Source organism: Mycolicibacterium chengduense, assembly GCF_033741155.1.
In the GTDB taxonomy this organism is placed as follows: domain Bacteria; phylum Actinomycetota; class Actinomycetes; order Mycobacteriales; family Mycobacteriaceae; genus Mycobacterium.
The window spans coordinates 95689-115213 of sequence record NZ_JAWQNH010000009.1 but is presented as its reverse complement, the minus strand read 5'-3'; the positions used below and the strand labels follow the sequence as shown (position 1 = coordinate 115213).

18 protein-coding genes are annotated in these 19525 nt (G+C 66.5%); 9 read left to right on the top strand and 9 right to left on the bottom strand.

The genetic code is table 11. The annotated features are described in order from the left end of the window. Nucleotides 1–55 precede the first annotated feature (55 nt). From SBI67_RS27480 to SBI67_RS27460, 5 genes are all read left to right on the top strand, one after another. Entirely contained in the window at nt 56–1267 is a 1212-nt protein-coding gene (locus SBI67_RS27480) for a branched-chain amino acid ABC transporter substrate-binding protein (RefSeq protein WP_318983604.1), read from the top strand. Between the two features lie 90 nt (nt 1268–1357). Further along, on the top strand, nt 1358–2395 hold the full coding sequence (locus tag SBI67_RS27475; protein WP_024451932.1) for a branched-chain amino acid ABC transporter permease: 1038 nt from the start codon (nt 1358–1360) through the stop codon (nt 2393–2395). Further along, nucleotides 2392–3582, top strand: coding sequence for a branched-chain amino acid ABC transporter permease (locus tag SBI67_RS27470; protein ID WP_318983603.1), 1191 nt, complete (start codon nt 2392–2394; stop codon nt 3580–3582). The genes SBI67_RS27475 and SBI67_RS27470 overlap by 4 nt, the downstream gene beginning before the upstream one ends. Beyond that, nucleotides 3579–4427, top strand: a complete 849-nt coding sequence (locus SBI67_RS27465; RefSeq protein ID WP_318983602.1) for an ABC transporter ATP-binding protein — start codon at nt 3579–3581, stop codon at nt 4425–4427. Before SBI67_RS27470 ends, SBI67_RS27465 begins: the two co-directional genes overlap by 4 nt. Continuing rightward, nucleotides 4414–5154: an ABC transporter ATP-binding protein gene (locus SBI67_RS27460; RefSeq protein WP_318983601.1), complete on the top strand. Its 741-nt coding sequence runs from the start codon at nt 4414–4416 to the stop codon at nt 5152–5154. Before SBI67_RS27465 ends, SBI67_RS27460 begins: the two co-directional genes overlap by 14 nt. Nucleotides 5155–5421: 267 nt before the next feature. Here SBI67_RS27460 and SBI67_RS27455 read toward each other — a convergent pair whose 3' ends face one another. The 6 genes from SBI67_RS27455 to SBI67_RS27430 all read right to left on the bottom strand — a co-directional run bounded on the left by SBI67_RS27455 (nt 5422) and on the right by SBI67_RS27430 (nt 10463). Beyond that, nucleotides 5422–5799, bottom strand: coding sequence for a DUF1003 domain-containing protein (locus SBI67_RS27455; RefSeq protein ID WP_318983600.1), 378 nt, complete (start codon nt 5797–5799; stop codon nt 5422–5424). Nucleotides 5800–5994: 195 nt separating this feature from the next. After that, nucleotides 5995–6216 (bottom strand): DUF167 domain-containing protein, encoded by a 222-nt coding sequence (locus SBI67_RS27450; RefSeq protein ID WP_318983599.1) that lies wholly within the window; start codon nt 6214–6216, stop codon nt 5995–5997. 127 nt (nt 6217–6343) lie between these two features. Beyond that, nucleotides 6344–6793 carry a hypothetical protein gene (locus SBI67_RS27445; protein ID WP_318983598.1) on the bottom strand — a complete coding sequence of 150 codons (450 nt, stop codon included), beginning with the start codon at nt 6791–6793 and terminating at the stop codon, nt 6344–6346. Between the two features lie 361 nt (nt 6794–7154). Beyond that, a complete protein-coding gene (locus SBI67_RS27440) occupies nt 7155–8351 on the bottom strand; it encodes a lipid-transfer protein (protein WP_318983597.1) in 1197 nt (398 codons plus the stop codon). Further along, the gene (locus SBI67_RS27435) at nt 8348–8788 is read right to left on the bottom strand and encodes a Zn-ribbon domain-containing OB-fold protein (RefSeq protein WP_318983596.1); all 441 of its coding nucleotides are present in this window, start codon (nt 8786–8788) and stop codon (nt 8348–8350) included. The genes SBI67_RS27440 and SBI67_RS27435 overlap by 4 nt, the downstream gene beginning before the upstream one ends. 55 nt (nt 8789–8843) lie before the next feature. Then, entirely contained in the window at nt 8844–10463 is a 1620-nt protein-coding gene (locus tag SBI67_RS27430) for a hypothetical protein (protein ID WP_318983595.1), read from the bottom strand. 297 nt (nt 10464–10760) lie between these two features. On the opposite strand from SBI67_RS27430, the gene SBI67_RS27425 reads away from it, so the two are divergent. Continuing rightward, nucleotides 10761–11111, top strand: a complete 351-nt coding sequence (locus SBI67_RS27425) for a hypothetical protein (RefSeq protein ID WP_318983594.1) — start codon at nt 10761–10763, stop codon at nt 11109–11111. Here SBI67_RS27425 and SBI67_RS27420 read toward each other — a convergent pair. Further along, a complete protein-coding gene (locus SBI67_RS27420) occupies nt 11105–11776 on the bottom strand; it encodes an alpha/beta hydrolase (protein WP_318983593.1) in 672 nt (223 codons plus the stop codon). The two genes, SBI67_RS27425 and SBI67_RS27420, sit on opposite strands and share 7 nt — an antisense overlap. Beyond that, nucleotides 11773–12894, bottom strand: coding sequence for an FAD-dependent monooxygenase (locus tag SBI67_RS27415; RefSeq protein WP_318983592.1), 1122 nt, complete (start codon nt 12892–12894; stop codon nt 11773–11775). Before SBI67_RS27415 ends, SBI67_RS27420 begins: the two co-directional genes overlap by 4 nt. Before the next feature lie 71 nt (nt 12895–12965). Between SBI67_RS27415 and SBI67_RS27410 the strand changes: the two genes are divergently transcribed. Together SBI67_RS27410 and polA are read left to right on the top strand one after the other, a co-directional pair. Beyond that, the gene (locus SBI67_RS27410; RefSeq protein ID WP_318983591.1) at nt 12966–13856 is read left to right on the top strand and encodes a LysR family transcriptional regulator; all 891 of its coding nucleotides are present in this window, start codon (nt 12966–12968) and stop codon (nt 13854–13856) included. 46 nt (nt 13857–13902) lie between these two features. After that, nucleotides 13903–16563 carry a DNA polymerase I gene (gene polA, locus SBI67_RS27405; protein ID WP_318983623.1) on the top strand — a complete coding sequence of 887 codons (2661 nt, stop codon included), beginning with the start codon at nt 13903–13905 and terminating at the stop codon, nt 16561–16563. 127 nt (nt 16564–16690) lie between these two features. Here polA and SBI67_RS27400 read toward each other — a convergent pair whose 3' ends face one another. Further along, on the bottom strand, nt 16691–17842 hold the full coding sequence (locus SBI67_RS27400) for a PrsW family intramembrane metalloprotease (RefSeq protein WP_318983590.1): 1152 nt from the start codon (nt 17840–17842) through the stop codon (nt 16691–16693). A gap of 149 nt (nt 17843–17991) precedes the next feature. Here SBI67_RS27400 and rpsA point away from each other — a divergent pair, with 149 nt between their 5' ends. Continuing rightward, nucleotides 17992–19440, top strand: coding sequence for a 30S ribosomal protein S1 (gene rpsA, locus SBI67_RS27395; protein ID WP_266049781.1), 1449 nt, complete (start codon nt 17992–17994; stop codon nt 19438–19440). Nucleotides 19441–19525 lie beyond the last annotated feature (85 nt).

Genomic DNA, 19525 nt, shown 5'->3' with positions numbered 1-19525 from the left:
GGCCGACCTGGCCGAATCGTTGATGCCGTCGGAATCCATGACTCGGAGGTGAAGCGTGCGCGGTCGCGTGGCACGGAATGCATTTGCGCTCGGTGGTGCTGGCCTGCTGGTACTCGGTATTGCCGGGTGCAACCAGTCCGCCCCCGAACAGAGCACGTCCAAGGCGGACCTGAAGATCGTCGAACAGGTCCAGATCGACGAGAACGGCGCGGAGGTCAAGGCCGCCAGCAGTGCCGCCCCAGCCGATCCTGCCGGCGACGGCAAGGCCACCTGCCCGCCCGTGTCCATCGCGATGGCCGGCGCGCTCAACGGCCCGGACGCCGCGCTCGGTATCAACATCAAGAACGGTGTGCAGCTGGCGATCGACAAGCACAACGCCGCCAACCCCGGCTGCCAGGTCCAGCTCAAGCCGTTCGACACCGAGGGCGACCCGCAGAAGGCGACGGCCATCGCCCCGCAGATCGTCGACGACCAGTACACCATCGGCCTGGTCGGTCCGGCGTTCTCCGGAGAGACCAAGGCCACCGGAACGGTGTTCGACCAGGCCGGTCTGGTCGCAGCCACCGCCTCGGCCACCAACCCGACGCTGAGCCAGAACGGCTGGAAGACCTTCTTCCGCGGCCTGGCCAACGACGCCGTGCAGGGCCCGTCGGTAGCCAACTACCTGAAGAACACGTTGGGCTTCAAGAAGATCTGCGTCATCGACGACAGCACCGACTACGGTCTCGGCCTGGCCACCGCGGTGCGCGACACCCTGGGCCCGGTCGCCGATCCCGGCTGCAACATCTCGGTGAAGAAGGGCGACAAGGACTTCTCCGCCGCGGTCACCCAGGTCAAGGGTGTCAGCCCGGATGCGGTGTTCTACGGCGGCTACTACTCCGAGGCGGCTCCGCTGGTTCAGCAGCTGCGTGACGGCGGCTACACCGGCGTCTTCTCCTCGGCCGACGGCACCAAGGATCCCGAGTTCGTCAAGCAGGCCGGCGAAGCCTCCAAGGACGCCATCCTGGCGTGCCCGTGCGGCCCGGCCACCGGGACGTTCGCCGAGGAGTACAAGAAGAAGTTCAACACCGACGCGGGCACCTACAGCGCGGAGGGCTATGACCTCGGCACCATCCTGCTCAAGGGCATCGACTCGGGTGCCATCACCCGGCCGGCGCTGCTGGACTTCGTGAAGAAGTACAACGGCCAGGGCATCGCCCGTAACTACCAGTGGACCGACAAGGGTGAGCTCACCACCAACCTGATCTGGATCTTCAAGGTTCAGTAGGGACTTGCTGACGGAACGCGTCCGGGACCCCGGTTCCGGACGCGTTCTTGTTCCAGACAGCCACACCAGCGATCAGGAGCTCGCCACCGGATGACCCCCGACTGCATCGGTCAATACGTCTGCACCGCAGCCAATATCAACTTCAACGTCGACAACCTGGTGAACGGGTTCGGCCAGTTGACCATTGACGGACTGTCCTGGGGGGCGATCTACGCACTCGTGGCGGTCGGCTACACGCTCGTGTTCGGTGTGCTGCGTCTGATCAACTTCGCCCATTCCGAGATCTTCATGCTCGGCATGTTCGGCGCCTACTTCGCGCTGGACATCATCCTGGGTTTCACCCCGAGTGGCACGCCCTACAACAAGGGCATCGCGCTGACGGTGCTCTATCTGGCGATCGCCATGGTGGTCGCCATGCTCGTATCCGGTGCGGCCGCAGTCGGTCTGGAAGTGGTGGCCTACCGACCGCTGCGTAAACGCAACGCCCGGGCACTGACCTTCCTGATCACCGCGATCGGCATGTCGTTCGTGCTGCAGGAGTTCGTGCACTTCGTGTTGCCCAAGATCATCAAGGGCTACGGCGGCAGTAACGCCCAGCAGCCGATCATCTTGGTACAGCCCAAGACTCAGTTCACCATCTTCGGGGCCACCGTCTCCAACGTGACCATCGTGATCGTCGTGGCCGCGCTGGTGTTGGCGGTGCTGACCGACATCGCGATCAACCGCACCAAGTTCGGCCGCGGTATCCGCGCGGTCGCCCAGGATCCCACCACCGCGACGTTGATGGGGGTGTCCAGGGAACGGGTCATCATGACCACGTTTCTCATCGGTGGCCTGCTCGCCGGTGCGGCCGCATTGCTCTACATCATGAAACTGCCGCAGGGCATCATCTACTCGGGCGGATTCCTGTTGGGTATCAAGGCATTCTCCGCGGCGGTGCTCGGCGGCATCGGTAACCTGCGCGGTGCCCTGCTCGGCGGTCTGATCCTCGGCATCATGGAGAACTACGGTCAGGCGTTGTTCGGCACGCAATGGCGCGACGTGGTCGCCTTCGTGCTGCTGGTTCTGGTGCTGCTCATCCGACCGACGGGCATACTCGGTGAGAGCCTCGGGAAGGCGCGCGCATGACTCATCAGCAGACGAGCGGCTGGCGGCGCACCGTGCTCGCCCCCGGTGACGGCCTGCGCCAGTGGTGGTCGGAGCTCAGCCGGCCGATGAAGTGGATTTTCGGCGCGGTGCTGTTCGCGATCGTCGCGCTGCTGCCGTTGTACACGCCGGGCTTCCTGGACACCCCGGGTATCAGCTTCGGCGGCACCATGGCCCAGTTCGCCATGGTCGCCATCATCGCCATCGGCCTGAATGTCGTGGTGGGACAGGCCGGTCTGCTCGACCTCGGTTATGTCGGGTTCTACGCCGTCGGCGCCTATACGGTGGCGCTACTCACCAGCCCGGACAGCCCGTGGAACAAGGTCGGCGCGGACGGCTTCTTCAGCAAGGACTGGGCCTGGTTGTCCTGTGTGCCGATCGCGATGGCGGTGACGGCGCTGGCCGGGCTGATCCTCGGCACCCCGACGCTGCGGCTGCGCGGTGACTATCTGGCCATCGTCACCCTCGGCTTCGGTGAGATCATCCGGTTGCTCGCCGACAACCTCACCGACATCACCAACGGTCCTCGCGGGCTCAACGAGATCGCCTACCCGCGGCTGGGGGAGAACGACCGCCTGCCCAACGGGGTGTTCTCCAGCGGCAATTCCGGCGGCGACGCCAACTACGGCACCTGGTGGTTCTGGCTGGGTCTGGTGCTCATCGTGATCGTGCTGCTGCTGGTCGGCAATTTGGAACGCAGCCGCGTGGGCCGCGCATGGGTGGCCATCCGCGAGGACGAGGACGCGGCAGAAGTCATGGGCGTCAACACCTTCAAGTTCAAACTGTGGGCCTTCGTCATCGGCGCGGCCATCGGCGGCCTGTCCGGCGCGCTCTACGCCGGGCAGGTGCAATACGTGGCGCCACCGACGTTCAACATCATCAACTCGATGCTGTTCCTGTGTGCGGTGGTGCTCGGTGGCCAGGGCAACAAGTTGGGCGTCATCTTCGGCGCGTTCATCATCGTGTACCTGCCCAACCGCCTGCTCGGCGTGCATTTCCTGGGCATCAACCTCGGTGATCTGAAGTACCTGTTCTTCGGCCTGGCGCTGGTGGTGCTGATGATCTTCCGGCCGCAGGGTCTGTTCCCGGTGCGCCAGCAACTGTTGGCCTACGGCAAGTCAGCGCGCAATCTGCTCAACAAGGCCGACGACTCGAAGGCGGCAGCATGAGTAGCCCGGAGATCGACGTCGAGATCGACGAGGAAAAGGCCGCCCTGCACCGCGACATGAACGCGGCCGAGGGTGAGAAGCTTTTGGAGACAAAGGACCTCACCGTGAAGTTCGGCGGCCTCACCGCACTCGATGCGGTGTCGTTCGACATCCGGCGTGGTGAGATCCTGGGCCTCATCGGCCCCAACGGGGCGGGCAAGACCACCTGCTTCAACGCCATCACCGGCGTTTACCGGCCCAGTTCGGGCAGCGTCACCTTCGACGGCGCCCCGCTGGGCAAGATCAAGCGCAACCAGATCACCCGCCGCGGTATCGCCCGCACCTTCCAGAACATCCGGCTGTGGGGCGAGATGACCGCGCTGGAGAACGTGGTGGTCGGTACAGATGCCCGGCACCAGACCTCGGTGCCCGGTGCGTTGTTCCGCACCCCGCGGCACCGGCGCGAGGAGAAAGACGCCATCGAGCGGGCTGCGGCGCTGCTCCAGTTCGTCGGCATCGCCCACCGCGGTGAGGAGAAGGCCAAGAACCTGTCCTACGGCGATCAGCGCCGCCTGGAGATCGCCCGTGCACTGGCCACTGAGCCGAAGTTGTTGTGCCTGGACGAGCCGGCGGCGGGATTCAACCCCAGCGAGAAGGCGGCGCTGGTCGACCTGATCCGGGCCATCCGGGACGACGGTTACACCGTGCTGCTGATCGAGCACGATATGCGGCTGGTCATGGGCGTCACCGACCGCATCGTGGTGCTCGAATTCGGGCGCAAGATCGCCGACGGGCTGCCCGCCGAGATCCGCGAGGACCCGAAAGTCATTGCCGCCTACCTGGGAGTGCCCGATGACGAGCTCTGATCCGCGCCCGGTACTGCTGGAGGTTCGCGACGTCGTCGTGCACTACGGCAGAATTGAAGCGCTGCACGGTGTTTCGCTGGTGGTCCACGAGGGTGAACTGGTCACCCTGCTGGGCGCCAACGGGGCGGGCAAGACCACCATGATGCGGGCCATCTCGGGCCTGCGGCCGCTGACGTCGGGATCGGTGTGGTTCGACGGTCAGGATGTTTCCAAGGTCAAAGCCCACCAGCGGGTGTCCCAGGGGCTGATCCAGGCTCCCGAGGGGCGTGGGGTATTCCCGGGTATGACCGTCGTCGAGAACCTCGAAATGGGTTGTTATGGGCGGAAATTCCCGTCCAAGAGCGAACATGACGAGCGGCTGGACTGGGTCATGACGACCTTCCCGCGGCTGGCCGAGCGGCGCAGCCAGGTCGGTGGCACCTTGTCCGGTGGCGAGCAACAGATGCTGGCCATCGGCCGCGCGTTGATGGCGCGGCCCAAGGTGCTGCTGCTCGACGAACCGTCGATGGGGTTGGCGCCCATGGTGATTTCGCAGATCTTCCGGATCATCTCCGAGATCAACAGTCAGGGCACGACGGTGCTGCTTGTCGAACAGAACGCCCAGCAGGCGCTCAGTCGGTCCGATCGGGCCTACATCCTGGAGACGGGGGCGGTGACGCGCAGTGGCGACGCCCGCGAACTGCTCAAGGACGACAGCATCCGCGCTGCCTATCTCGGGGTGGCCTGAGTCACTCGCCGAGTTTGGTCAGCAGCAGATACGCGCTGGCCAAGCCTCCGCCCACCGGACGCCGGTGAGCAGGGGTACCCCGGCCAACGGTCGAGCCGAATCAGCAGGACACCCGTCGCGAGCGCCAGGACCACGAGCCCTGCCCCGATCAGCCGGCTCGACTGGGAGGGAACGGCCAACACGATCGCAAGCAGGAGCAGAGTGGCGAACACCACCAGCGTCTGAGCGGCGCGGCCGCGAAGGCTCGGCCCACAACCTTTTGCGAGCTCATGCGTCCGTCGGCGGCGTCTCGGTTGCCGAGAGCAGCCGACGGTGTAGTTCTTCGGTGAGTGTGTGGATCTCACGGGTCAATTGGGTGTTGGTCTTCAATTCCAGTTCTTGGGCGTGGAAGTCGTGGTCGGCTTTGGCTTGTTGAAACGATGCCTGTCGGTTCTGTCCGATCATGACGAAGGTTGACAAGAAGATCGCTTCCAGCGACACCACCAAGGTCAACGTCGGCCACGGATTCTTCTCCAGGAACAGCATCCACACCGCGAAGAGGATCGCGTGAAGCCAGACGAAGCTCATCGAGCCGGCAAAAGCGGTGATGCGGTCGGCCAGTCGAAGTTGCAGGCTTGCCGCGCGCCGATTGGCCTCGGCCAGCACGACGGGATGGTGAACGGCCTTCAGTCGCAAAAGCGCATGAGGGATGAGCTGCGGTGTGGGTGATGCTGACATGTGACCACCGTGCCTGGCACACCTGGGGCGCACAAGTGCTCGTGGGATCTCCGAAGTGATTGCCGCAATGCGTATCCCGTTGGCGGTCAAGGCGTCGGGATGGTCCGAAGGCCTTCAACGGCATCAGGGTAAAAGGCGGAATCGTTTCACCCGGGCGCTGGCTCCCGACGCCAGTTCCAATCGGCTCTTGGGTACGCCAAGGTGAGCGGCGAGCAGCTTGGTGACTGCTTCGTTGGCCTTGCCATCGACGGCGCGCTCCGGCACGAAGATGGTCAACGTGCCGTCGTCGTGTGTCTGCACCAGCGGGCCCTTCTTGCTGCCGGGCTTCACGTTGACGGTGATCACGGCGGTCGAGTCTAGCGACGCGGTGGTGTGCACCGTGCAGCGTCGGGCACAGGAACCTCTTATCCGGCCATAGCTTTCTCATGGCTCACGCTGATATTTCACCGCAAGAATCGAATTCGGTTGGGAATCAGTGAACGGAGCACATGAACCCATGAACATCGGTATCAAAGTGGCGGCGAGTTCGGCTGTACTGGCCGGTCTGGCCGCCGGCATGCTTGGCGCTGGTGCAGGCGTGGCGAACGCGGCGCCGCCGTGCCCACCGGGAGCGCAGAACTGCCAGGGTGGTGGGCCGGGCGGTCCCGGTGGCCCCGGCGGGCCAGGTGGTCCCGGCAATGATGGTCCGGGCAGGCATGACGGTGGCCCGGGTGGGCCTGATAACGGTCCTGGCGGCCCGGGTGGTCCCGGTGGTCCCGGTGCCCCGGGTGGGCCCGCGGGTCCGGGCGGGCCTGATAACGGCCCCGGCGGCCCTGGCGGTCCCGGAGGCCCCGGCGGCCCCGGCGGCCCTGGCGGTCCCGGAGGCCCCGGCGGCCCAGCAGGTCCTGGTGGCCCGGGTGGGCCCGGTGGTCCTGGCTGGCATGACAACGGTCCCGGTGGTCCGGGCGGCGGCCCGCAGCACGACGGCACGCCGGGGTGGCACCCCGATCGGCCCCCGGCGCTACCGCCCGGCCAGTTCGACCGTCCCGCACCCCCGGACGGCGACCCCGCATGGGGATGGGGTCCGGGACAGGGCAACGTGCCGGTCTGGGCGCACGAACGGCCCGCGCCACCATGGTGGGCGCCGTTTGCCCGCGTCTTCTGGTCCGACGTGCGCAACTCGTGGGGCTTCTGGTGGGGCCCCTTCTGGTTCCCCGCCTGATCAACCGTCGGGTCGAACGTGAACTTGCGCAGGCGAATCCGTGCGGATCACGCGCTCGAGTTCACGTTCGGCCCAGCGGTTGCTAGCGGGCGACGATCACCGAGGAGCCGTGCCCGAACAGGCCCTGGTTGGCGGTCACGCCCACCTTGGCGCCCTCGACCTGGCGGCCGGTGGCCCGGCCCTTGAGTTGCCAGCTGAGTTCGCAGACCTGCGCGATGGCCTGCGCCGGAATGGCTTCCCCGAAACTGGCCAGCCCGCCCGAGGCGTTGACCGGGATCCGGCCGCCGATGGTGGTGGCTCCGCTGCGCAGCAGCCCTTCGGCCTCGCCCTTGGGGCACAGGCCCAGGTGTTCGTACCAGTCCAATTCCAGTGCGGTGGACAGGTCGTACACCTCGGCCAGGCTGACATCTTCGGGTCCGATCCCGGCCTCGGCGTAGGCGGCATCGAGGATCTGGTCCTTGAACACCCGGTCCGGGCCCGGTACCACCGCGGTGGAATCGGTTGCGATATCGGGTAGTTCGGGCAGATGCTGCGGGTATTGCGGGCTTTGCAGGCTCACTGCGCGTACCGACGGGACGCCCTCGACCGATCCGAGGTGCTTCTCGGCGAAGGACTTGCTGGCCACGATCAGCGCGGCGGCACCATCGGAGGTCGCGCAGATGTCCAGCAGCCGAAGCGGATCGGAGACCACCGGGCTGGCCAGCACATCCTCGACGGTGGCTTCCTTGCGGTAGCGCGCATTCGGGTTGTTCAGGCCGTGCTTGGCGTTCTTGACCTTCACGTTGGCGAAGTCTTCGACGGTGGCACCGTAGAGGTCCATCCGGCGTCGCGCCAGCAGCGCGAAGTACACGGTGTTGGTGGCGCCGATCAGATGGAAGCGCTGCCAGTCCGGATCGTTCCTGCGCTCTCCGCCCACCGGCGCGAAGAAACCCTTGGGCGTGGTGTCGGCGCCGATCACCAGCGCGACATCGCAGAACCCCGCCAGGATCTGTGCGCGTGCGCTCTGCAGGGCCTGCGAGCCGCTGGCGCAGGCGGCGTAACTGGACGTGACGGGCACCCCGTTCCAGCCCAATTTCTGGGCGAACGTCGCGCCGGCCACGAATCCCGGATAACCGTTGCGGATGGTGTCGGCACCGGCCACCAGCTGGATCTGGCGCCAGTCCAGGCCCGCTTCGGCCAGTGCGGCGCGGGCGGCGACCACACCGTATTCGGTGAAATCGCGGCCCCATTTGCCCCAGGGGTGCATGCCCGCGCCGAGGATGTACACCGGCTCACTCATTGCGCGATCCTCCAGGCGTGGGTGGTCCGGACGATGCCGTCGTCGTCGGTGTAGAGCGGCATGGTCGTCAGCTCCATCTCCATGCCGATCTTGAGGTCGGCGGCCAAGGTGCCCTCGACCACCTTGCCGAGCACGATCAGGCCTTCGTCGGCCAGTTGCACCGCGGCCACGGCGAACGGCTCGAACGGGTCGGGCGACGGGTACGGCGGCGGGGGTGCGTAGCGGTTCTCCGTGTAGCTCCACACGGTGCCGCGCCGCGACAGCGGCACCTGCTCCAGCACGTCGCTGTCACATGCCGGATTGGGGCAGTTGTTGGCCCGCGGCGGGAAGACGTACGTCGCGCACTGCGGGCACTTGGCCCCGATCAGATGGGTGGCGCCGGCGTCGTCGGTGGCGAACCACCCTTCGACGGCGGGTTGCGAGGATGCTGCTGGCACGAGCCTCAGCGTACCCAGTCCCGACGCAAAACTGAAACGTGTTGCAGTTCGGTGGTCAGGCGTTGGTGCGCGGAACGACTGGACCGATGGGCACGCGAAGGAGATCTGAGCCCCACGCCCAGTCCGTCGCAGAGTAGGGCGCCCATGAGTAGCCGTAGGAGGGGATCACAGCTCGCGCGAAATTACCCAGCGTCGATTGCACGATGAAGTCCTGGATCTGCGGAAGACCGTGGAAGTGGTCGTTGGCGTTGGTCTCGACCGCAGAGAAGGCGAACAAGAACTCCGAGTTCGGCGTGGTCAACGCGGCATCCGACGGCACGAACGTGTAGGTGTAGGTGCCGTCGCCATGATCGGTGATAGTGATGGTGCCGTTTCGTGGCGAGTCGTAATGGACCGCCAGCGGGTCGCCGTCGATATCGGTCACGGTGATCTGACCCGTATAGCTGCCGTCGGCGTTCTTGGTGGGTGAGCCGATGGTCACGGTCGGTGCGGTGTTGTTGAACGTCCGGTTGAACCATCCCTGCAGGCCGTAGACCAACGTGGTCAGCGGGTCGGTGAATGCGGCGGCGGTGGGAACCGACGCGGCGGTCAGCTTCGCCGATACCTTCGCGCCGGCAGTCGGATCGGTGTTGCCCCACGGCACGCCGGGGACGGTGGCCCGCGTGGTGGCGTAATCCGGTGCGCTGTACGGCGGATAGTGCAGCTGCCCGAATGCGTTGTGCAGGGCGGTCTGCACCACTTGCCCGATGATTTGGCTGAAGCCGTGGTAGTGCTCGTCGGCGTTCGCCTCCACCACGGTGACCCCGATGGCGCCGCTGGTGGGTCGGGTCAGGGCGTAATCGGACGGGGTGATCGTGTAATGGCCACTCTGGTCGATGGTCACGATGCTGCCGTCGTAGGGCCGGACCACCGAGTAGACCAGTGGGTCGCCGTCCTTGTCGGTGGCGATCACCTGTCCGGAGTAGGTGCCGTCGGAGTTCAGCGTCGGTGCGCTGACGCTGACGATCCTCGGCTTGTTGTTGAAGTACTGGACCTGGATGGCGTGCCCCCAGGATTGGACGGCGGCGATGAGACCGGCCAGGGGATTGGTCGGCGCGGTGGTCGCGGCGGGCGCGGCCGTGGCGGTCACCGCCACTTTCGGGGTGGTGGTCGTGGTTGCCGACTGCACCGCCGCGGTGGTGTCGGGTTTGCTCGCACCGACCGTGTCGGCGGTGAGTTTGACGGTGCTGGCTTGCTTTGTGCGCGTGGGGTTTCGATCGCCGGTCGACGCCGCGGTGGAGTCGGCGTCGGGTTTGGTGTCGGGATTCGCGTCAGGCTTGGAATCGGCCTTCGAATCAGCCTTGGAATCAGCCTTGGAATCGGCCTTGGCATCAGCTTTGGCATCGGGTTTGGCGTCGGTCCGGTGCCGGGGCTTCTTCTTCGGTGCCGACGCGGTGTTCGGTGACGTTGACGTGTTCGGTGACGGAGACGCGGCCTCGTGCGACGGGGCCGTGGAGGCCGGCTCATGGTTCGTGGCGCCGGAGGAGTTGGACGCCGCGCCGGAGCCCTCCGTGTCGGCGTTGGCCACCGCCGCGCCGGTGGTGAGCGCGGCACCGATGCCCAGCGTGATCGCGCCGGCGCCCAGCCATGCCGTTACCGCGGGTTTGGCGCGTTCGGCGCGATGTCGTCCACCCATGTCAGATCCCTCCCCGAAGAACTGTTGCCCAAGCTAAATACCATGCGAGCCGAGCTGGAGCAACGATTTCATCCGATGTTTCCGTTGGTGTCGGAAACCGGACGGCGGGCTTAGCCGTGGGCAAATGTCGGTGATGCGGAGGGGCGTTTCGCTCGACGCGGGGGCGATGGTCATTGCGATGGCAAAGAGTTCGGGTGTTGCTCCTGCCGGTGCTTGTTGGGATCGGTAGCCGCCCGGTGCCGGTGAACTCATCGGTGTGACCGGGCCGATGGGGCGCCGGGGAAACGGAGCATCGCCATGGGATTTTTCGACAAGGCCAAAGAGAAGGCCAGGGAAGCCGCGGCAGCGGCGCAGCAAGGCCTGCAGCAGCCGATCGACACCGCGATCTTCGGTGGACCCTCGAACCGGCCGGTGGCCGACGATGATCCGATCTGGGCCCCCATCAACGGGATAGCGCTGGCGGATTACGCCGCGTTGGCGCGTGCCGCTCAGTCGCGCGGCATCACCGACGAGGCGGGCATGATCGCGCTCGCGCAGGAGCGGGGCTGGGATCCGGCCGATACCAAGGCCGCTCTGGACGGTTGGGTGCAGCGCATGGGCCAGTCGATGGCCGTCGGTCAGAAGTTCCGCAAGCTCTTGGGTTACTGAGCGGCCGCCTCGCACAGGATGCGTACCAGATCATCGTGGTTGTCCCGCATCAGATTATGGGCGCCGTCCAGGGCATGTGTCACCCATGCCGGATCGTTGCGTAGCCGCTCAAAGGTTGAGGTGAAAGGGGATTGGCTCGGCCAGCCCTTGGCGTAGACGTGGTCGCGCCGCCGAAACGCGGACAGGTCGCCCTGTAAGCGCACCGGTTGCAACAGCGCGGCCAACGGGTGGGCCGTCGCGCGAGGATCGAAGAACGGCAGCGGAGGCACCCCGTAGCCGGTCGCGTCGACACCCATATACCACTGGCGCTCTTCGTCATTGGTCAGTGTCCAGCACGACTCGCCGTCGCGCGGGACAAAGGCGTCCAGGTACACCAGTGCATCGATCTGCGCACCGGCGCGATCAGCCACCGCGGTGCACACCATGCCGCCGTAGCTGTGCCCCACCAGCACCGCGCCGGACACCCGGTGCGCTTCCAGTTCGGCCAGCGCATCGGTGATATGGGTCTGCAGGTTCACCCCGGCGTGCAACAGATGTGCCCGCTCGGCAACACCGGTGAGCGTCGGCGCCAGCACCCGGTGCCCGCGTTCGCGCAGCGCGGCCGCCAGGTCGTCGAAACACCAGCCGCCATGGCAGGCGCCGGCGATCAGGACGAAGGTAGTCATCGAGAACTCCTGTCTGCGAAAGTTTTTCGTCGATATTCGGCGGTCACCCGGGCCAGGTCTTCAGGTGGGCTCTGGTGCATCTCGCGGTTGGCGTGTACCACCGCGGAGGTCTCCGGTATGCGCCGTGCCTGGTAACCGGCAAGACCGCGACCCGATACCAGCTCGTCGGCCAAGGCCCGAGCATCGAGAATGGCCTGCGAGCCGCCGTTGGCCCCTACCGGATACATCGGGTGGGCGGCGTCACCGAGCAGGGTTATCCGTCGGGTACTCCAGTGTGACAACGGATCCCGGTCCACCATCGGGTACTGGAACACCGCATCGGAGGCGGTGACCAGCCGTTCGGTATCCAACCAGTCCAGTCGCCAGGCCGCCATCCGGGCGCTCACGTCGAACGGGTCACCAGGAGTGTTCCACCCGGCATCTCCGGGCAGTGGTCCCGGACCCGACTCGACGACCTGCAACACCCAGTTCACCAACCCGCCGCCGAGCGGATAGGTGACGAGTTCGACACCGTCGGGACCTTTGACGATCGCCATGGTACGACCGTCCAGGAACGCCGGCATGTGTGCTGCGCCGCGGAACATCCGGACGCCGGACCACAGCAGGGGATCGGGACCCTGGTGCACCAGGGAGCGGACCCGGGAGTGGATGCCGTCCGCGCCGATCAGGATGTCGGCATCGACGTTTCCGGCTCGGGTGCGCACCGTCACCCCGTCGTCCCGTTCGGTGACGTCGGTGACCGCGGCGCCGGTGCGCACGGCGTCGCGGCCCAGCCGGTCGAGGACGGCGTCCAACAGCAGCATCTGCAGGCGCCCGCGGTGTACCGAGCACTGGGGGTAGCCGTACCCGCCTTCGATGCCGCGCGGTTCGCGGAACAGCAGGGTGCCGTCATGGCGGTAGAAGTCGAGGACGGCCGGGGTGGCCGAGATGGCGCGCAACCGCTCGCCCAGCTCGAGTTCGTGTAGTTCACGGACCGCATGCGGCAACAGGTTGATTCCGACGCCCAGGGTGCGCAGTTCGCGCGCGGACTCCAGGACCGTCGCCTCGATGCCGGCGGCATGCAACGTGAGCGCGGCGGTGAGGCCTCCGATCCCGGCTCCTGCGATGAGGACTTTCATCTCTCCAGGGTGCGCGGAGCTACTGCTATTCGTCCAATACCATCTGAAAACACAAACTATAATCAATCGTTATGGAACTGCGGCAGCTCGAGTATTTCGTCGCCGTGGTCGAAGAGGCCAACTTCACCAGGGCTGCGCAGCGGATGCTGGTCGCCCAGCCGGCCGTCAGCACGCAGGTCGCACGCCTGGAGCGTGAATTAGGCCAGCCGCTGCTGGACCGCTCCCGCCGGGAGGTGCGCCTCACCGCCGCCGGGCGGGCCGTGCTGCCGTTTGCCCGGGCGGCGCTGCACGCGGTCCGTCAAGCTCGCACCGCTGTCGACGAACTCACTCAGTTGGTCCGCGGCACAGTCACCATCGGCACCGTCACCTCGCACAACGTCGACATGCCGCGGTTGCTGGCCCGCTTTCACCACGCCCATCCGGGAGTCGAGATCATGTTGTCCACCGACACCTCCGACGCCCTGATCGACGGGGTGCGCAGCGGCCGCCTCGACGTGGCGATCGCCTCGGTGGGCGCCGCCGAGGTTCCCGACGGCCTTGCGGTGCTGCCCACCACCGAGCAGGTGATCGACGTCGTGGTCGGGCTGGACGACCCGTGGGCCCGGCGCCGCACGGTGACCCTGACCGCATTGGCGGACCGGCCCCTCATCTCGCTGCCGGTCGGCGGCGGTATCCGCCGTCAGTTCGACATCGCGTGCGCGACCGCCGGCGTGTCCCCGCGGGTAGCCTTCGAGGCCGCCACCCCGGAGGCGCTGGCCGACCTGGCTGCGCGGGGACTGGGGGTGGCCATCGTGCCGCGCTCGCTGGCCCTGGCGCGCGACGACGTGCACGCCATCGCGATCAGGCCGGAGCTGCGCGGCCGGCTGGTGCTGGCGTGGCGGGCCGACGGACCGGTCAGCCCGGCGGCCCGGGCACTCGTGGAGATGGCCCGGGAACTGCTGGGCGTCGGTGCCGGTGCATAGAGTGAACGCCGTGAGTTCAACCGCGACGGACACCAAACCCACCTTGATGCTGCTGGACGGCAATTCGCTGGCGTTCCGGGCGTTTTATGCGCTGCCTGCCGAGAACTTCAAGACGCAGGGCGGCTTGACCACCAATGCGGTGTACGGATTCACGGCCATGTTGATCAACCTGCTGCGGGACGAGCAGCCCAGCCATGTGGCCGCCGCGTTCGACGTGTCGCGCAAGACCTTCCGCAAGGACAAGTACCCGGAGTACAAGGAGGGGCGCTCGGCCACCCCCGACGAGTTCCGTGGTCAGATCGACATCACCAAAGAAGTACTCAACGCGCTCGGCATCACGGTGCTGGCCGAGGAGGGCTTCGAGGCCGACGACATCATCGCGACGCTGGCCACCCAGGCGCAGGACACCGGCTACCGGGTGCTCGTGGTTACCGGTGACCGGGACTCGCTGCAGTTGGTCAGTGACGACGTCACCGTGTTGTACCCGATCAAGGGTGTCAGCGAGCTGACCCGGTTCACCCCGGAAGCCGTGCAGGCCAAATACGGTCTCACGCCCACCCAGTACCCGGACTTCGCCGCGTTGCGCGGCGACCCGAGCGATAACCTGCCCGGCATTCCCGGCGTGGGGGAGAAGACGGCCACCAAGTGGATCGTCGAACACGGCTCCCTGCAGGCCCTGGTCGACAACGTCGACCAGGTCAAGGGCAAAGTCGGGGATGCGTTGCGCGCCAACCTCTCCCACGTGGTGCTCAACCGCGAGTTGACCGAGTTGGTCAAGAACGTGCCGCTGGCGCAGACGCCGGACACATTGCGCATGCTGCCGTGGGACCGTGACCACATTCACCGACTGTTCGACGACCTGGAATTCCGGGTGCTGCGCGATCGGCTTTTCGACACGCTCAGCTCCGCCGATCCCGAGGTCGACGCCGGATTCGAGGTGCGCGGCGGGGTGCTGCCCGCCGGTGAGCTGGCAGCATGGCTCGCCGAGCACAGCAACGGCCGCCGGTTCGGCCTGGCGGTGGTGGGCACGCACAAGGCCTTCGATTCCGATGCCACGGCGCTGGCCATCGCCTCGGCCGACGGTGAGGGCTGCTATCTGGACACCGCGACGCTGACGCCGGAGGACGAGGCCGCATTGGCGTCCTGGCTGGCCGATCCTGGGCCGCCCAAGGCGGTGCACGAGGCCAAACTTGCCATGCACGACCTGGCCGGCCGCGGCTGGACGCTGCGCGGTGTCACCTCCGACACCGCGCTGGCCGCCTACCTGGTGCGCCCGGGTCAGCGCAGCTTCGCCCTCGACGATCTGTCGCTGCGCTACCTGAAGCGCGAGCTGCGCGCCGAAGACACGGGGCAGCAACAGCTTTCGCTACTCGACGACACCGACGGCGTCGACGAGCAGGCGGTGCAAACGCTACTGCTGCGCGCTTCGGCGGTGGGTGATCTGGCCGACGCGCTGGACGAGGAACTGGCCCGCATCGATTCCTCGTCCTTGCTGGATCGGATGGAACTGCCGGTCCAGCGTGTGCTCGCCGAACTCGAAGCCACCGGCATCGCCGTGGACATTGCGCACCTGCAACAGCTGCAGAGCGAATTCGGCGACCAGATCCGCGATGCCGCCGAGGCCGCCTACGCCGTGATCGGCAAGCAGATCAATCTCGGCTCGCCCAAACAGCTGCAGGTGGTGCTGTTCGACGAGCTGGAAATGCCGAAGACCAAGAAGACCAAGACCGGCTACACCACCGATGCCGATGCGCTGCAATCGCTGTTCGACAAGACCGGCCACCCGTTCCTGCAGCACCTGCTGGCGCACCGGGACGCCACGCGGCTGAAGGTCACCGTGGACGGTCTGCTGGCGTCGGTCGCCTCCGACGGTCGCATTCACACCACCTTCAACCAGACCATCGCGGCCACCGGCCGGCTGTCGTCCACCGAGCCGAACCTGCAGAACATTCCCATCCGCACCGAGGCCGGCCGACGGATCCGGGACGGGTTCGTGGTGGGTCAGGGCTACTCGGACTTGATGACCGCCGACTACAGCCAGATCGAGATGCGCATCATGGCGCACCTGTCCGGGGATGCGGGGCTGATCGAAGCGTTCAACACCGGTGAGGACTTGCACTCCTTCGTCGCGTCGAGGGCGTTCGACGTGCCGATCGACGAGGTCACCCCGGAGCTGCGGCGGCGGGTGAAGGCAATGTCCTACGGCCTGGCCTACGGCTTGAGCGCCTACGGGCTGTCGGCCCAGCTGAAGATCAGCACCGAAGAGGCCAAACTCCAGATGGACCAGTACTTCGCGCGTTTCGGCGGCATCCGCGACTATCTGCGTGACGTCGTCGACCAGGCCCGCAAGGATGGCTACACCTCCACGGTGCTGGGCCGCCGGCGCTATCTGCCCGAGCTGGACAGCAGCAACCGCAACGTGCGTGAGGCCGCCGAACGCGCCGCCTTGAACGCGCCGATCCAGGGCAGCGCCGCCGACATCATCAAGGTGGCGATGATCAACGTCGACGCGGCGATCAAGTCGGCCGGCCTGAAATCGCGGATGTTGTTGCAGGTGCACGACGAATTGCTGTTCGAGGTGGCCGACGGCGAGCGCGACACGTTGGAGGCGCTGGTGCGCGAGCACATGGGCGGCGCCTATCCGCTGGATGTGCCGCTGGAGGTGTCGGTGGGATACGGCCGCAGCTGGGACACCGCGGCGCATTAGCGCCGCGTATCGATGGGGTGGCGCATTAGCGCCGCGTATCGATGGGGTGGCGCATTAGCGCCGCGCGTCGATGGGGTGGCGCATTAGCGCCGCGTATCGATGGGGTGGCGCATGAGCGCCGCATTGGTCAGTGCACCCGGTAGTGCGTCAGCCAACCCAGCGCGGGCGCGGAAGCCCGGGCGCCGTGCACCCAGTAGGCCTCCTCGTTGAGCAGTGCCTGCACCCGGGCGTCCCCGAAGCCGCGGTCGATCCGGTCCCGGACGAACGCCAGTTCCACCACCTGGGCGGCGAAATCCCGCACGCTCCGGCCGGCCGGCTTGCCGTGGTGGCGGGTCACCTCGGCAATCGCCTGCTTGCGGCTGCGCAACGATCCGAGCCAGGTGGCCTCGTTGGCGGTGATCAGGCCGGCGGCCACCATCCCCGGTAGCTTCTCGGCCACCACCAGCTGTTCGCGGCGGCGGCTGTAGATGCCGAGTGCGATCGCCAGCCCGAAGATCGGCACCATCCACAGCACGTACACCGCGAAGTAGGTCTCGACTCCCAACAGCGACGACCCGTTCCACAGCATGTGCATGACCACGGCGGCCGCGTAGCCGACGGCGATGCAGGCCACCTTGCCGATCGTTCCGCGTTGTCGCAGCGCGAAGTACACCCCGATGCCGGTGAACGTGGTGAACAGCGAATGCGCGAACGGGGCCATCACCAGACGCAGCGCGGCCGTCACCAGCGAATGGGCCACGGATTCACCGTTGGCGATGTAGAGGATGTCCTCCAGCCAGGCGAAACCGGCGCCGACCAAGCCCGCGTACACCAGGCAGTCGGTCAGGGAGTTCAGCTCGTTGCGGCGCCGCCCCGTCATCATCACCAGCAGGAACAGGCCCTTGGCGGCTTCCTCGATGAGCGGGGCGCGGATCGCGGTGGACTCGAAGCCCTCCGGCAGGCCGGCGATCGGGGTGAGCGCCGCGTCGGCCCACAGCTCGAAGATCAGCGACACCACGATCGCCAGGGAGGCGCCCCAGATGAACGCCAACTGCAGCAGCCGGGTCGGCTCGGGTTCCCAGCGGTCCAGCCACAGATAGCTCAGCACCACGACGGTGATCGCCGCGGTGGACAGCACGAACCCGATCGCGGTGCCGACCGGGTTGGTTAGCGTCAACAGGATGATCAGCAGGCCGGTGATGGTGCCGAGGCCGATCAGCACCGCCAGGGGCGCGCCGACGGCACGGGCCCGGCGGGGCCACGGCGGTATCGGCGGGTGCGGCAGATGGGATGGGTGCACGCTCAGCAGGCTAACCGGGTTTGGCCAGCGTGCACCCGGTCGAGTACGCTTTGGAAGTACCTGTGTGTTCGTCGGTTCGGTGGACGTCGCAGGAACACAAAAATCATCATCTGTCCCTACGATTAAACCTGTCCGGAGCAACCCACCACATGCCAAGTCCCTCCGTCACGTCCCCGCAGGTAGCCGTCAACGACATCGGCTCCGCGGAAGACTTCCTCGCCGCCATCGACAAGACCATCAAATACTTCAACGATGGCGACATCGTCGAAGGGACCATCGTCAAGGTGGACCGCGACGAGGTCTTGCTCGACATCGGCTACAAGACCGAAGGTGTCATTCCTTCCCGCGAACTTTCCATCAAGCACGACGTCGACCCCAATGAGGTCGTTTCCGTGGGCGATGAGGTCGAAGCCCTGGTCCTCACGAAGGAGGACAAGGAAGGCCGTCTGATCCTCTCCAAGAAGCGTGCGCAGTACGAGCGCGCCTGGGGCACCATCGAGGAGCTCAAGGAGAAGGACGAGGCCGTCAAGGGCACCGTCATCGAGGTCGTCAAGGGCGGCCTGATCCTCGACATCGGCCTGCGCGGCTTCCTGCCCGCGTCGCTGGTCGAGATGCGTCGGGTCCGCGATCTGCAGCCGTACATCGGCAAGGAGATCGAGGCCAAGATCATCGAGCTGGACAAGAACCGCAACAACGTGGTGCTGTCCCGCCGTGCCTGGCTGGAGCAGACGCAGTCCGAGGTCCGCAGCGAGTTCCTCAACCAGCTCACCAAGGGCGCCATCCGCAAGGGTGTCGTCTCCTCGATCGTCAACTTCGGCGCGTTCGTCGATCTCGGCGGCGTCGACGGCCTGGTGCACGTCTCCGAGCTGTCCTGGAAGCACATCGATCACCCGTCCGAGGTGGTTCAGGTGGGCGACGAGGTCACCGTCGAGGTGCTCGACGTCGACATGGACCGCGAGCGGGTTTCGCTGTCGCTCAAGGCGACTCAGGAAGACCCGTGGCGCCACTTCGCCCGCACCCACGCCATCGGCCAGATCGTCCCGGGCAAGGTCACCAAGCTGGTACCCTTCGGTGCGTTCGTCCGCGTCGAGGAGGGCATCGAGGGCCTGGTGCACATCTCGGAGCTGTCCGAGCGCCACGTCGAGGTCCCGGACCAGGTGGTCCAGGTCGGCGACGACGCCATGGTCAAGGTCATCGACATCGACCTGGAGCGCCGCCGCATCTCGCTGAGCCTCAAGCAGGCCAACGAGGACTACACCGAGGAGTTCGACCCCTCGAAGTACGGCATGGCCGACAGCTACGACGAGCAGGGGAACTACATCTTCCCCGAGGGCTTCGACGCCGACACCAACGAGTGGCTCGAGGGCTTCGACAAGCAGCGCACCGAGTGGGAAGCCCGGTACGCCGAGGCCGAGCGTCGCCACAAGATGCACACCGCGCAGATGGAGAAGTTCGCCGCTGCGGAGGCCGAAGAGGCCGCTCGCCCGACGTCTTCGTCGTCGTCGTCGAACGGTCGCTCGGAGGAGTCCGCTGGTGGCTCGCTGGCCAGCGACGCTCAGCTCGCCGCACTGCGCGAGAAGCTTGCGGGCAACGCGTAACAGTTCTGCACGAAAGGCTCCCCGGCTGGTTTCAGCCGGGGAGTCTTTCGTTGCGGCACATGCACATATCGCTTTTTGACAATCA